The sequence below is a fragment of the Streptomyces sp. NPDC001137 genome, from assembly GCF_040298885.1.
Taxonomy (GTDB): Bacteria; Actinomycetota; Actinomycetes; order Streptomycetales; family Streptomycetaceae; genus Streptomyces.
This window is the reverse complement of the sequence record NZ_JBEPBA010000015.1, coordinates 171,143-185,202: the sequence shown is the minus strand read 5'-3', so window position 1 is coordinate 185,202 and position 14,060 is coordinate 171,143. Positions and strand designations below refer to the sequence as shown.

Here is a 14,060-nt window from a genome sequence, read left to right as displayed (position 1 = left end):
ACGGGCGAGGTCGTTCCTCCCCATCTGTCATCGGAACCTGAGAGGTTCGCCATGAAGTCATGGCTTGCACCTTGGGTGGGGCCACCGGATGAGGTGGCCCGCTTTTCAGATGTGCCTCGCCCGCGCGGTAACGGGGCCTGAGAGATTCAAGGGAGGGACTTGCTCCTTCGGCGCCCCGGCGACACAGAGGTACTGCCGGGGACTCTCCCGCGCGGATTCAAACGGCCGGTATGCAGTTGGCGCGCACATCATTGCACGCCTCGTGCGTGTGCGGCAGGGTCCCATCTTGTAACGGGGCTGTGGCCGGAACCGAACGCAACCGCGAGAGATCGTGCATTACCTTCTCTTTACATTAGGTGGGGAGAACCTTTCCTGACCCCGCGGGGAGGACGATCACGGTGAACAGGACCACGGTGTACGCCACGACCTCGGCTGTCGCGCTGCCCCAGCAGCCCGTGGCCCCGGCCGGGGAGGCAGGCCCCCACGCTCGGCTGCGCTCGCACGGGGGAACCCCCATGGCACCCGTGGTCCGCGACCTGCGCGACCGCTCGGGGCACAGCCCGCACGCCCTGCTGTTCGGCCCCCGAGACCTCGTGGTGGTCACCGGCCTGCCCGGCAGCGGCAAGTCCACGCTGATGGAGCGCGCGGTCCGCGGCATCCGCATCGACTCCCAGGACGCCCGGGACCGCTGGGAGGCCCGCACGCCCCGCTTCCTGCCCTACGCGCTCTACCGCCCCCTCGTCCGCCTCGCCCACTACGCCGGACTGCGCCGCGCCCTGCGCAGCGGCGAAGGGGTCGTCGTGCACGACTGCGGTACGCAGGCCTGGGTGCGCGGCTGGCTGGCGCGCGAGGCCCGCCGCCGCGGCGGCACCCTGCATCTGCTGCTGCTCGACGTCACGCCCGGCACGGCCCTGGACGGCCAGCGCGAGCGCGGCCGCGGCGTCTCGCGCTACGCCTTCCTGCGTCACCGCACGGCAGCGGCCCGGCTGATCCGCGCGGTGGAGCGGGGGGACCTGCCCGAGGGCGTCGGCTCGGCGGTGCTGCTGGACCGGGACGCGGCGGACGTGCTGCGCAGAATCGGTTTCGCGGGCTGACGCACGGACCAACCCCTTTGTCCGCCCCACCCGCTAGCCTTTCCAGCCACAGCAGTGGTTCTCAGCAGGCGGTCGGACACAGATGGACTTCGCAGCGGATCTCCCCGCGGACTTTCCCATGCAGACGCACCCCCATCCGCACGGCGGTTGGCCCGGCAACGAGCTGGAGGAGGTGCTGTCGGCCTCCCTCGGCATACCCTCGGCGGGCGGCCGGATCCTCGAGGTGCTCGGCCGCAGCTTCCTCTGGGTGCCGCTGCCGAACGGCGGCGACCTGAACAGCGGCCCCCTCGACCTGCCCACGCTGGAGATCGAGGGCCAGGCCTACGTGCCGGTCTTCAGCTCCGAGGAGCAGTTCCGGCAGGTCGTCGGCCCCCACATGGCGTACACGATCGCCCCGGCCGTCGAGTTCGCCCGCGGACTGCCCCCGCAGGTCGGTCTCGCCGTGAACCCGGACGGGGTGATCGGCATCCCGCTCCCGCCGGCCGCCGTCGCCGAACTCTGCCGCGTGGGCCGCACCCCGCTGGACGGCCCCGCCTCCGGCGGCCGGGTCCGGCTCTTCGAGCCGGACTGGCAGGACGACCCGATCGACTTCCTCGCCGCGGCCTCCGCCGAGTTCGCCGAGACGGGCGTGGTCGTCACGGCCCGCCGCTGCCTCGCCGCCGTCGAGACGGCCGACCCGGTCATGTTCGTGGGCGTCGAACTCTCCCAGCGGGAGGGTGACATCAGGGCGCTCCCCCTGGAGGCCCTGAGCAGGGCCATCACCAGGATCCCCACCCAGTGGCCGGTCAACCTGGTCCTCCTCGACGTGACGGACGACCCGGTGGCGATGTGGATGCGCGAACAGGTGCGCCCCTTCTATACGAGGGATCACCTGTAAGTGCTGTCAGGGGGAACGGACCACCAAATCCCGAGCTCCCGGGCGCTTAAGCTGTTGGCATACGCGGGGCAACCACCAGAAGGGGCACACACGTGAGCGCCAGCACCACGACCGGGACGGTCGAGAACATGCTGCGCCAGGTGACGCCAGGGCGCTACGACGCCTACGAGGCACTCCTCCGCGCACTCGCGACGCCCGGCTCCGGCCAGGTCTGGATGCTCCTGTGGCACGGCCAGGCGGGCTCCCCGGACGCCCAGTACGGAAACATGGAGGTCGACGGCTACGGCTACGCCCCGTGCGTCACCTCCGCCCAGGAACTCTCGGCCAGCGGCTGGAACAGGTCGTACGAGGTGGTCGACGGCCTTGACGTCGCCCGGACCCTGTACCCCGACCACTTCGGCCTCTGGCTCAACCCGCACGCACCGGGCGGTGGCGTGGGCATTCCCTGGCTGGACCTCCGCCGTATCGCCACCGGTCTGGAGCGCCAGGCGGCCGGCCCGCTGCGGATGTCGGAACCCACGATCGAGATCCCGCAGTTCTACGCCCTGCTCGCGCAGAACGCCCACCGCACCCCGGCCGTCCGCTCGTTGCGCCGCGCCTGGGTGCAGCCGGCGCTCGGGGCGCCGTATCTCGCCATCGGGCTCGACGTGTACGACACCAGCCCGCCCGCGGTGGACTCGGTGCGGGCGATGATGCAGCAGTCCATCGGCGCCGTCCCGGACGGACTGCCGGTGTCGACGGTGGCGATGTCGGACGAGTACGACCCCGTCGCGCTGTGGATGCGCGCGAGTGCCCGCCCCTTCTACGACCGCGAGGCCCACGTGGCCGCTCCGGCCCAGGCTCCGGCGGGCGGGTACGGCTACCCCGGTCCCGGGGCGTACTGAGGCCGAACCTGCCCGGCGCGGTCGCTCGGTTTTTCGCTCCAGCTCTGCGTTTCTCCGGGTGTTGCGAGGTTCGTCATGAAAACAAAATCCGGGTGAGCGGAAAATGAATTCTTCCGCTCACCCGGATGTTCCCCGTGTATTCCCCCGTGGTCAGCTCCCGGTCGGCGTCACGGCTTCGGCGTGCAGCCGTCGGTGCTCGTGGTCTGGCATTCCGCCCAGTGTTCCGACGAGGTGATTGCGTTGAGAACGCCCATGCTCTTCACGGGAACCTGGCTGCAGTCCCCGGCCTGCCGCCACTTCTCGATCGAGAAGCGGTGGTACTCGACCAGCGGCTGCGCGTAACCCCGCTTGTGAGGGTCGACGGTCATCGTGTCGGTCACGGTGACACCCGCGGCGGCCGTCTTGGTGACCGTGTAGTTGGTCTTGGCGTTCACCTCGGCGATGCCCCAGCTCACACTGGCGCCGCCTTCTACGCTCCAGCCGGAAGACCTCGTGGTGCTCGTCGTCTCCGCGATCGTGAGCGTGGAGGGGTGCGAGCTGCTGTTGTACTTGCTGCGGACGGGGCCGCGTGCCGCGTAGGAGCCGCCCGACAGCTTGCTCACTTCGTAATAGGTGAAGGGCTCGCAGTGCGAGGAAGGCCGCGCTGCCGCCGCAGTCGCCGTCGCGGGGACAATGGCAAAACTTCCGGCGATCAGAGCGGCGCTCGTCGCAACCGAATAGAGAGTGCGCTTCTTCATTTTCTTCACTTTTCTTCCCCGTTTCTTCCAGACCTGGTCAGTTGGCCTTGGAACTGTGGTGGCGGCAATGAAACTAGCCGTGCCGAATTGGTCCGGCAAGCATGTTGGTTTGGAGTTTTCAGCGGAATCCTCAGGGGAACCTCAGATTCGCAAAGGGCTGGAAAAATTGATTTGCGGCTAAGGGTTTCAATTGTCCGCTCTATGGGCGGGCGGTAAGTGGAGGGGAAGGGGTGAACCGGACATGGCAGCGGCTGGGTGTGACGTCGGTCACCCTCTCGTGCGCCCGGCTTGTGTCGCCCGGGCGTCCATCGCTGTGCCGTCGCCACTGGTTCTGCTGTCGGATCCGAGATCTATCTTCGCGCGTAGATAGTAGAGGAAAGGATCAAACATCCCTTTTGTCTCATGTGGCTCTGTCCGACCCCTGTGATTGGCCGTCCGGATAACGGAAGCTCTCAGTCGTCATCACGGTTGCGCATACTTTCTCCGTCAGGCCTGGCGCGTGATCGCGAGCGCGTTGAAGACTCCCCTCCAAAGACGCGTGGTCGGCCCATCCTCTGAGCCGGGACCGATCGGTACCCGTCGGAGGATCAACTCGACAGTTCGGCCGTAACCATCTGCGGCCACCGCGCAGCAGGTAAGCGAACCAAGCCGCCCACAGCGGCGGTACAAAGGCCGGTCACCACCGGCGAGAGGGGTCAGGTCATTGTGACCGCACCGATCGAGACCACGGGGGCGGAAGCCGGAGCGCAGCCCGAGGCCGTGCTCGCCGGCGCCAAGAAGAGCCAGATCGAGGGGCGTTCACTCACCCAGATCGCCTGGACCCGGTTCAAGCGGGACAAGGTGGCGGTGGCGGGTGGCGTCGTCGTCATCTGCCTTGTGCTGATGGCCGTGCTCGCCAAGCCGATCGAGTGGGTCTTCGGTCTCGACCCCGACAAGTTCCACCAGAACCTCATCGACCCGGCGCTGCTGGCCCCCAAGGGCGGCTGGGGCGGCATGAGCTGGTCGCACCCCCTCGGTGTGGAGCCGCAGTACGGCCGTGACATGCTCGCCCGCATCATCGACGGTTCCTGGGTCTCGCTCCTCGTCGCCGGCGGCGCCACCGTGCTGTCGGTGGTGATCGGCACTGTGCTGGGCATCGTCGCGGGGTACTACGGCGGCTGGGTGGACAGCATCGTCAGCAAGCTGATGGACACCTTCCTCGCCTTCCCGCTCCTGCTCTTCGCCATCGCCATCTCCGCCTCGGTGCAGGACGGTTTCTTCGGGCTCAACGGCCTGTCGCTGCGCATCTCCGTGCTGATCTTCGTGATCGGCTTCTTCAGCTGGCCCTACATCGGCCGTATCGTCCGCGCCCAGACCTTGAGTCTCCGGAAGCGGGAGTTCATCGAGGCGGCCCACAGTCTCGGGGCGCGTGGTCCGTACGTGCTGTTCCGTGAGCTGCTCCCCAACCTCGTCGCGCCGATCCTCGTCTACTCGACGCTGATCATCCCGACGAACATCCTCTTCGAGGCCGCGCTGAGCTTCCTCGGTGTCGGCATCGCTCCGCCGCAGGCCTCCTGGGGCGGAATGCTCAGCAATGCCGTGGATCTCTACACCGCAGATCCGCAGTACATGTTCGTGCCCGGACTGGCGATCTTCATCACCGTCCTGGCCTTCAATCTGCTGGGTGACGGGCTGCGTGATGCGCTCGATCCTCGCAGCAAGTGATCCATCGATAGAGGGGGCTTTCCTCACCGTGAAGACGAGAAGGGTGACCGCCGCCGTGGCGTCGGTCCTGGCGCTCTCGCTCGGCGCCGCCGCGTGCGGCGGAGGCGGCAACAGCAGCAGTGGTGGCAGCGGCAAGAAGGACGCGGCGCTGGACTCCATAGTCAATGCGTCCAGCAAGAAGGGAGGCACGGTCGCGTTCGAGCACTCCGACGTGCCGGACTCCCTGGACCCGGGCAACACGTACTACGGCTGGGTGCAGAACTTCTCCCGCCTCTACGCGCGTACGCTCACCACGTTCAAACCGGCGGCTGGCAAGGCCGGTCTCACGGTCGTCCCCGACCTCGCCGAGTCCCTGGGCAAGGCGAGCGCCGACGCGAAGACCTGGACGTACCACCTGCGCGCGGGCCTGAAGTTCCAGGACGGCACGCCGATCACGTCCAAGGACGTCAAGTACGCGGTCGAGCGCTCCAACTTCGCGCCCGACGCGCTGTCCAACGGCCCCACGTACTTCAAGTCGTACCTGGTCGGCGGCGACAAGTACCAGGGCCCCTACAAGGACAAGTCGGCCGGTGGCCTGAAGTCGATCGAGACCCCGGACGACCGGACGATCGTCTTCAAGCTGAACCAGCCCTTCGCCGACTTCGACTACCTGGCGACCTTCTCCCAGACGGCCCCCGTGCCGCAGGCGAAGGACGACGGTGCGAAGTACGTGCAGCACATCGTGTCCTCGGGCCCGTACAAGTTCCAGTCGTACGAGGAGGGCCGTGGTGCCACTCTCGTCCGCAACACGAGCTGGGACGCCAAGACGGACCCGATCCGCAAGGCGCAGCCGGACAAGATCACGATCAAGTTCAAGGTCAACCCGGTCACGGTCGACAACGACCTGCTCGCCGACAAGATCACCGCTGACGCGGCCGGCACCGGCGTGCAGCCGCAGACCCAGCCGAGGGTTCTGAGCGGCAAGTACGCCAAGCAGACGGACAACTCGTACGCGGGTGCGACGCAGTACATCGCGCTGAACGTGCACGTGGCGCCGTTCGACAACATCGACTGCCGCAAGGCCGTGCAGTACGGCATCGACAAGCAGTCGGTGCTCGACGCCGTGGGTGGCTCGCCCAAGGGTGACGTGGCCACCACGCTGCTGCCGCCGTCGGTGAACGGCTACACGAAGTTCGACAAGTACCCCGTCGTGGGCGACACCGCCAAGGCGCGGACGGCGGACAGGATCGCCAAGGCCAAGGCGGCGCTGAAGGCGTGCGGCAAGCCGAACGGCTTCTCCACCACGCTGACGGCTCGTTCGGACCGCCCTGCCGAGGTTGCGGCAGCCACGGCCATCCAGAACTCGCTGAAGGCCGTCGGCATCAACGTGGACATCAAGCAGTTCCCGTCCGGCAAGTACTTCTCGAACTTCGCCGGTGTCCCGAGCTACGTCCACGACCACAAGCTGGGCATGCTGTCCATGGCCTGGGGCGCCGACTGGCCGACCGGCTACGGCTTCCTGGACCAGATCGTCAACGGTGCGGCCATCAAGCCGTCGGGTGGTAACAACCTGATGGAGCTGAACGACCCGAAGATCAACGACGCCCTGAAGTCCGCGATCGCCAACACCGACTCCGCCGCCCGCACCAAGGCCTGGGGCGACATCGACAAGATGGTCATGGACAACGGCTCGGTCGTTCCGCTGCTCTACCGCAAGAACCTGTTGCTCCGGCCGACGTCCGCGACCAACGTGACGGTCACGCAGGCGTACCTCGGTATGTACGACTACCTGCTGCTGAGCTCGTCGAAGTAAGCACAGGCCGGATTCCCCTGAAAGGCAGGTGAAGGCACCGGGCGGCCGGGACGGGCAAACCCCGTCCCGGCCGCTGGGAGCCGCACAGCTGTGGCTGCGTACATCATCCGACGCGTCTTGGGCGCATTCGTACTGCTGCTGGTGGTCAGCGCAGTCACCTTCGGCATCTTCTTCCTGGTCCCGCGCCTCGGCGGCCAGACGGCCACCCAGCTGGCCTCCCAGTACGTGGGCAAGGACGCCAACCCCGCGTCCGTCGCCGCGATCAAGCGGAACCTTGGTTTCGACCAGCCCATCTACATCCAGTACTGGCACTACCTCAAGGGCTTGTTCGTAGGCGCCGACTACAAGTTCGGTCCCGACGCGACGCATTGCGACGCGCCGTGCTTCGGGTACTCCTTCAAGAGCCATGTCGAGGTGTGGCCGCAGCTCACGCAGCGCATCCCGATCTCCTTCTCGCTGGCCGTCGGCGCAGCCGTGATCTGGGTGATCTTCGGCGTCACGACCGGTGTCATCTCGGCGCTGCGCAAGGGCAAGCCGGTGGACCGCATCTCGATGTTCATCGCGCTCGCCGGCGTCTCGCTGCCGATCTTCTTCACCGGCCAGGTGATCAACGCGCTGTTCGTCTACCAGTTCCCCATCTGGGACAGCACGGACTATGTGCCGTTCACGCAGAATCCGGCCGAATGGGCATGGCATCTGCTGCTGCCATGGATCAGCCTCGCGTTCCTCTTCTCCGCTCTCTACGCCCGGCTCACCCGGGCAGGCATGCTGGAGACCATGGGCGAGGACTACATCCGGACGGCACGGGCCAAGGGCCTCAAGGAGCGCACGGTCGTGACGAAGCACGGCCTCAGAGCCGCGCTGACTCCCATCGTCACCATCTTCGGCATGGACTTCGGCACCTTGATCGGTACCGCGGTGCTCACCGAGACCGTCTTCTCCCTCCAGGGCATCGGCGCGTATTCCATCCAGTCCATCAAGGACAACGACCTGCCCATCGTCATGGGCGTCACCCTGGTCGCTGCCTTCTTCATCGTCTTCTGCAATCTCATCGTCGACCTGGTGTACGCCGCCATCGACCCCCGCGTGAGGTACTCGTGAGCAAGCTCGAAAAGGCGGCGTTGGGCGAACCGACCACTGCCGCCCCGTCCGACGCCGACGACGCGTTCCTCTCCGTGCGCGATCTGCGCATCCACTTCGACACGGACGACGGTCTGGTCAAGTCGGTGGACGGTGTCAGCTTCGACGTCCGCCGCGGCCGGACGCTGGGCATCGTCGGTGAGTCCGGTTCCGGAAAGTCCGTCACCTCCCTCGGGGTGATGGGCCTGCACCGCCAGGCCAACGCCCGGGTCAGCGGCGAAGTCTGGCTGGACGGTCAGGAGCTGATCGCGGCCGATCCGGACGAGGTCCGCCGCCTGCGCGGCCGGAAGATGGCGATGATCTTCCAGGACCCGCTGTCGGCCATGCACCCGTTCTACAGCGTCGGGGCGCAGATCATCGAGGCGTACCGGGTCCACCACGACGTGTCCAAGAAGGTGGCCAGGCAGCGGGCCATCGAGATGCTGGACCGGGTGGGCATCCCGGAGCCGGACAAGCGTGTGGACGGCTACCCGCACGAGTTCTCCGGCGGTATGCGCCAGCGCGCGATGATCGCGATGTCGCTGGTCAACAACCCCGAGCTGCTCATCGCGGACGAGCCGACGACCGCCCTGGACGTGACCGTCCAGGCGCAGATCCTCGACCTGATCCGCGATCTGCAGAAGGAGTTCGGCTCCGCGGTCATCATGATCACGCACGATCTCGGTGTCGTCGCCGAGATGGCCGACGACCTGCTGGTCATGTACGGCGGCCGGTGCGTGGAGCGCGGCTCGGCGGAGTCGGTGTTCTCCGCGCCCCGCCATCCCTACACCTGGGGCCTGCTGGGCTCGATGCCGCGGCTGGACCGCGAGGACACCGACCGGCTCATCCCGATCAAGGGTTCCCCGCCCTCCCTGATCAACGTCCCGTCGGGCTGCGCCTTCAACCCGCGCTGCCCGTACGCCGACATCCCGAAGGACAACGTCACCCGCACGGTCCGCCCCGAGCTGACCGAGGTCGGCAGCCGGCACTGGGCCGCCTGCCACATGACGCAGGAGCAGCGGGAGCGTATCTGGACCGAAGAGATTGCGCCGAAGCTGTGAGCGAGGACAAGGCAGTGAGCATCCCTGCGCAGAGCCAAGGCGACCTGGCCACCAAGGCGGACGCCGCGCCCGGCGAGACCCTGCTGAAGGTGACCGGGCTCCAGAAGCACTTCCCGATCAAGAAGGGCCTGCTCCAGCGGCAGGTCGGCGCCGTGCACGCGGTCGACGGCATCGACTTCGAGGTCAAGGCCGGCGAGACCCTCGGTGTCGTGGGCGAGTCCGGCTGCGGCAAGTCGACGATGGGCCGGCTGATCACCCGGCTGCTCGAACCGACCGGCGGCACGGTCGAGTTCGAGGGCAAGGACATCACGCACCTCGGTGTGAGCGGCATGCGTCCGCTGCGCCGCGATGTGCAGATGATCTTCCAGGACCCGTACTCCTCGCTGAACCCGCGCCACACCATCGGCACGATCGTCGGCGCCCCCTTCAGGCTGCAGGGCGTCGAGCCCGAGGGCGGCATCAAGAAGGAAGTGCAGCGGCTGCTGTCGGTGGTCGGTCTCAACCCCGAGCACTACAACCGCTATCCGCACGAGTTCTCCGGCGGTCAGCGCCAGCGCATCGGCATCGCCCGCGCGCTCGCCCTGAACCCGAAGCTGGTCGTGGCGGACGAGCCGGTCTCCGCGCTGGACGTGTCGATCCAGGCGCAGGTCGTCAACCTGCTCGACGACCTCCAGCAGGAGCTGGGCCTGACGTACGTGATCATCGCGCACGACCTCTCGGTCGTCCGGCACGTCTCGGACCGGATCGCGGTGATGTACCTCGGCAAGATCGTCGAGCTGGCCGACCGTGAGTCGCTGTACCGGGCGCCGATGCACCCGTACACCAAGGCGCTCATGTCTGCGGTGCCGATCCCGGACCCGAAGCGGAAGAACGCCAAGAGCGAGCGCATCCTGCTCAAGGGCGACGTGCCCTCGCCGATCTCCCCGCCGAGTGGCTGCCGCTTCCACACGCGGTGCTGGAAGGCGACGGAGATCTGCAAGACGACCGAGCCGAAGCTGGTCGAGCTCAAGCCCGGCCAGCAGGTCGCCTGCCACCACCCGGAGAACTTCGAGGACCAGGCGCCCCAGGACACCGTCCTGCTGACGGCCGCCAAGGAGGCGGCCGAGCTGGTTTCCGACGAGGTGCTCGCGGAGTCGGCGGAGACGTCGGCGGCGGTGGCGGCGGTGGCGGCGGAGGTCGCCGCCGAGCCCGAGCCCGAGCCCGAGGCCGAAGCAGACGTGGCGGCGGAGGAGCCCGCGGAAGCGGAGGAGCCCGCGGAGGCGGCGCCCGCCGCCGAGTCCGGGAAGCCGGAAACCGGCGGCGAGAAGTAACCCGGAATCCATCAGGGTGAATGCTCCGGCAGTCCGAACGGGCTGCCGGAGCATTCGCGCGACCGGGGGACCGGTCAGGAGTCAACTCCCCGATAGGCATGACGACTTGGTAAAGCCATGTACATGCCCATCAGGGGGAGTGCAGAGTCGGGCGTATCCGTCTGATCGGACCACGCACCGAAGGGGCTACCCATGGCACTCTCCCGTTCGGCACGCTTAGGGGCCGTCGCGACCGCGGCGGCCTCCTTCTTCGTCATAGCCGCCTCCGCCGCCCCCACCCCGGGCGCTCGGGGCATCGGCGACCCCTACTTCCCCGACCTCGGCAACGGCGGCTTCGACGCCCGCCACTACGCCCTCGACGTGGCGTACGACCCGGACACCGACCGCCTGGACGGGCGTACGACGCTCACCGCCCGCGCCACCCAGACCCTCTCCTCCTTCGACCTGGACCTGCAGAAACTGGAGGTCACCGCGGTCGAAGTGAACGGCAGACGCGCCGGGTTCACCCGGGACGGCGACGAACTGCGCATCACGCCGAAGGGAGTGCTGCCCAAGGGGCACACCTTCACGGTCACCGTCACCTACGGCGGTGTCCCCGAACCCCTCAACGGCCCGATCATCTTCGGCTCCGACTACGGGTGGATGAAGACCCCCGACGGCGTCTTCGTCGCCTGCGAACCCAATGCCGCCTCCACCTGGTTCCCGTCCAGCGACCACCCCGACGACAAGGCCACCTACGACATCCGTATCAAGGCGCCCAAGGGTCTGACCGGCGTCTCCAACGGCCGTCTCGTCTCGACGTACGACAAGGGCGACTCGACGTACACCCACTGGCGCGAGTCGAAACCCATGGCGACCTATCTCGCGACCGCCACCATCGGGAAGTTCGACGTGAAGACCGGCACCACGCCTTCCGGGATCCCGATCTACGTCGCCATCGACCCGGTGCTCGCGAACAGCAACAACGTCGACGTGTACGCCGTCACCGCGGCGGCCACCGACTACTGGTCGCAGGTCTTCGGGCCGTACCCCTTCGAGGAGACCGGCGCGATCGTCGACGACATGCCCCAGGCCGGGTTCTCGCTGGAGGTGCAGAGCAAGCCGGCGTACTCGGCCGTGCGCAGCGAGTCGACGATCGTGCACGAGCTCGCCCACCAGTGGTTCGGCGACTCGGTCTCGGTCGAGCGCTGGAAGGACATCTGGCTCAACGAGGGCTTCGCCACCTACGCCCAGTGGCTGTGGGCCGAGCACCAGGGCACCCGCAGCGCCCACGACTCGTTCCTGGCCGCTTACAACGCCCGCGCCGCCGACAACCCCTTCTGGCAGATCACCGTCGCCGACCCGCAGCGCGACACCATGTTCGCCTCCGCGGTCTACCAGCGCGGGGCGATGACGCTCCAGACGCTGCGCGAACGCATCGGCGACGAGGCGTTCTTCAGGCTGCTGCCGGCCTGGACCAGGATCCACCGCTACGGCAACGCGAACACCGGGCAGTTCATCGCGCTCGCCGAGAAGATCTCCGGGCAGAACCTCGACGACCTGTTCCAGAAGTGGATCTACACCACCGGCAAACCGGCCCTGTGAGGACCGTGCGGGCCCCCGAGTAAGAATGTGGGGTGCTCCAGCAACTGTTCAGCCCCTCCGTCCAGCACACGCTCGACCTCGTCGGCATCTTTGTGTTCGCCATCTCCGGCGCGCTGCTGGCCGTCCGCAAGAACTTCGACGTCTTCGGCATCGCCGTGCTCGCCGAGGTCACCGCGCTGGGCGGAGGGCTGTTCCGGGACCTGATCATCGGGGCCGTGCCCCCGGCCGCCTTCACGGACCTGGGCTACTTCATCACCCCGCTGCTCGCCGCTCTCATGGTGGTCTTCCTGCACCCGCACGTCGAGCGCATCCAGGTCGCCGTCAACGTCTTCGACGCGGCCGGCCTCGGTCTGTTCTGCGTCGCCGGAACGATCAAGGCGTACGAGTACGGGCTCGGTCTCACCCAGTCGGCGACCCTCGGCCTCGCCACCGCCGTCGGGGGCGGTGTGCTCAGGGACGTCCTGGCCAACGAGGTGCCGTCACTGCTGCGCTGGGACCGCGACCTGTACGCGGTCCCAGCGATCGTCGGCTCCACCATGGCCGTCCTCTGCCTCCGCTACGACGCCCTGACGCCGTTCACCAGCGGGCTCGCGGTCGTCACCGCCTTCGTGTTGCGCCTGCTTGCGATGAAGTACCACTGGCGAGCGCCGCGTGCGTGGAATCGCCGGTCGACGGTGCGGGAGGAGTAGTGCTCCGGACCCGCGCGTGGTGCCGGCCCATCTCCACGGTGAGCCAGCGGAACGACGGGACCACCTGCGGCCGCCACAGCGCCATGGTGTGGCCGCCCGCGCTCTTCGGGATGAAGATGACATGCACCGTGGTCGGCGCCTTCGCGATCTGTTCGAGGGCGACGCCGGCCTCGTAGCCGTCGCGCGGCTGGCCGGAGATGTACAGCGCGATCCGGGGCGGGGCGGGCGACTTCCTCAGCAGCAGGAAGGGGTTGTTCTCGGCCCGGACCGTCGGGTTCTGCGAGGCGAGCGAATTGCGTTCGCCGATCGGGTCGTTGTAGCCGGACATGCTGATCGCGGCCATGTAGCGGTTCGGGTGCGCGACGGCCAGCTTGACCGCGCAGTGCGCCCCGGCCGAGTACCCGGCGACCGCCCAGCCCTTGGGGCCGGGCTCGGCGCGGAAGTTGTCCATGACCATCTTCGGCACGTCGATGCTGAGCCAGCTGTCGGCGTTGACCTGGCCCGGGATGTTGGCGCAGCCGGTGTCCACGCCGGCCAGCAGGTTGGTGCGCGGGGCGACCAGAATGAACGGCGCGACCTGGCCGCTGCGCATCAGCGGGGCCAGCTGCTGGGTCGCCTTCATCGACCCGAACCAGGCCTTCGCCGAGCCCGGGTAGCCTGGGAGCAGCTCGACCACGGGGAACTTGCGGTGGCGGTAGGCGGGCTCGTTGTACTGCGGCGGCAGCCACACGTAGACCTCGGCGTTCACGCCGGAGACACGGCCCTTGAGCTCCGTCTGGCGCACCCCGCGCATGCCCGGTCCGGTGGCCGGGGTGAAGTCCTGCTTGACCCTGGGCAACCGTTTCAGCGCTATTCCGCCGGTGCCGTCGGCGCCCAGGTTGGCCGCCTGCTGCACATGGTTGCCCGTGCCGAGCAGGTCGGCCCAGTTGTCGTAGAGGTTGTTGGCGTTGTTGATGAACACGAAGACCAACGCGACGGCCGTCCCCTGGGCGAACAGCAGCATCAGCATCCGGGCCGCCATGCGCAGCGCTCTCGGCCCGCGCATCCGCGTCCACAGGACGAGCGGCAGTATCAGGGCGATCGCGAACAGCACGATCAGCGTGTAGAGGAACGCAGTCCCGGTGAGGCTCATGTCCCCATAGAGGGGGAGAGGCGCCCCGGGGTTGAGGACGAGTGGGGACACTTACCAAGAAATTGCCGGAACCTCAC

General features: G+C 67.7%; 12 protein-coding genes and 2 riboswitches. Of the genes, 10 read left to right on the top strand and 2 right to left on the bottom strand.

Annotated features, from left to right (window positions below; genetic code table 11):
* Positions 1-14: 14 nt before the first annotated feature.
* Positions 15-115, bottom strand: a riboswitch (glycine riboswitch).
* A riboswitch (glycine riboswitch) is annotated at positions 116-220 on the bottom strand.
* 178 nt (positions 221-398) lie between these two features.
* From ABT254_RS28120 to ABT254_RS28110, 3 genes are all read left to right on the top strand, one after another.
* Positions 399-1,094 (top strand): AAA family ATPase, encoded by a 696-nt coding sequence (locus ABT254_RS28120; RefSeq protein ID WP_351475662.1) that lies wholly within the window; start codon positions 399-401, stop codon positions 1,092-1,094.
* Between the two features lie 82 nt (positions 1,095-1,176).
* Positions 1,177-1,971 carry an enhanced serine sensitivity protein SseB gene (locus ABT254_RS28115; protein WP_351475659.1) on the top strand — a complete coding sequence of 265 codons (795 nt, stop codon included), beginning with the start codon at positions 1,177-1,179 and terminating at the stop codon, positions 1,969-1,971.
* 92 nt (positions 1,972-2,063) lie between these two features.
* Entirely contained in the window at positions 2,064-2,855 is a 792-nt protein-coding gene (locus ABT254_RS28110; protein WP_351475656.1) for an enhanced serine sensitivity protein SseB C-terminal domain-containing protein, read from the top strand.
* 167 nt (positions 2,856-3,022) lie between these two features.
* Here the strand turns inward: ABT254_RS28110 and ABT254_RS28105 are convergent, their stop codons facing one another.
* Positions 3,023-3,601 carry a hypothetical protein gene (locus ABT254_RS28105; RefSeq protein WP_450750830.1) on the bottom strand — a complete coding sequence of 193 codons (579 nt, stop codon included), beginning with the start codon at positions 3,599-3,601 and terminating at the stop codon, positions 3,023-3,025.
* Positions 3,602-4,297: 696 nt separating this feature from the next.
* Between ABT254_RS28105 and ABT254_RS28100 the strand changes: the two genes are divergently transcribed.
* From ABT254_RS28100 to ABT254_RS28070, 7 genes are all read left to right on the top strand, one after another.
* Positions 4,298-5,296, top strand: coding sequence for an ABC transporter permease (locus tag ABT254_RS28100; protein ID WP_351475653.1), 999 nt, complete (start codon positions 4,298-4,300; stop codon positions 5,294-5,296).
* Between the two features lie 28 nt (positions 5,297-5,324).
* Positions 5,325-7,088, top strand: a complete 1,764-nt coding sequence (locus tag ABT254_RS28095) for an ABC transporter substrate-binding protein (RefSeq protein ID WP_351475650.1) — start codon at positions 5,325-5,327, stop codon at positions 7,086-7,088.
* A gap of 90 nt (positions 7,089-7,178) precedes the next feature.
* On the top strand, positions 7,179-8,189 hold the full coding sequence (locus ABT254_RS28090; RefSeq protein WP_351475647.1) for an ABC transporter permease: 1,011 nt from the start codon (positions 7,179-7,181) through the stop codon (positions 8,187-8,189).
* Positions 8,186-9,268, top strand: a complete 1,083-nt coding sequence (locus ABT254_RS28085; protein ID WP_351475644.1) for an ABC transporter ATP-binding protein — start codon at positions 8,186-8,188, stop codon at positions 9,266-9,268. Before ABT254_RS28090 ends, ABT254_RS28085 begins: the two co-directional genes overlap by 4 nt.
* A 14-nt stretch (positions 9,269-9,282) precedes the next feature.
* Complete coding sequence (locus ABT254_RS28080) at positions 9,283-10,578, top strand: ABC transporter ATP-binding protein (RefSeq protein ID WP_351475641.1); 1,296 nt, start codon at positions 9,283-9,285, stop codon at positions 10,576-10,578.
* A gap of 192 nt (positions 10,579-10,770) precedes the next feature.
* Positions 10,771-12,162 carry a M1 family metallopeptidase gene (locus ABT254_RS28075; protein ID WP_351475638.1) on the top strand — a complete coding sequence of 464 codons (1,392 nt, stop codon included), beginning with the start codon at positions 10,771-10,773 and terminating at the stop codon, positions 12,160-12,162.
* Positions 12,163-12,194: 32 nt separating this feature from the next.
* Positions 12,195-12,851 carry a trimeric intracellular cation channel family protein gene (locus tag ABT254_RS28070; RefSeq protein WP_351475635.1) on the top strand — a complete coding sequence of 219 codons (657 nt, stop codon included), beginning with the start codon at positions 12,195-12,197 and terminating at the stop codon, positions 12,849-12,851.
* On the opposite strand, the gene ABT254_RS28065 is transcribed toward ABT254_RS28070, so the two are convergent.
* A complete protein-coding gene (locus ABT254_RS28065; protein ID WP_351475632.1) occupies positions 12,760-13,983 on the bottom strand; it encodes an alpha/beta hydrolase in 1,224 nt (407 codons plus the stop codon). The genes ABT254_RS28070 and ABT254_RS28065 overlap by 92 nt on opposite strands.
* Between the last annotated feature and the right edge of the window lie 77 nt (positions 13,984-14,060).

Coding starts and splice junctions, on each gene's coding strand:
- ABT254_RS28065 (WP_351475632.1), bottom strand. CDS start 13,983: ATGAGCCTCACCGGGACTGCGTTCCTCTACACGCTGATCGTGCTGTTC.
- ABT254_RS28075 (WP_351475638.1), top strand. CDS start 10,771: ATGGCACTCTCCCGTTCGGCACGCTTAGGGGCCGTCGCGACCGCGGCG.
- ABT254_RS28115 (WP_351475659.1), top strand. CDS start 1,177: ATGGACTTCGCAGCGGATCTCCCCGCGGACTTTCCCATGCAGACGCAC.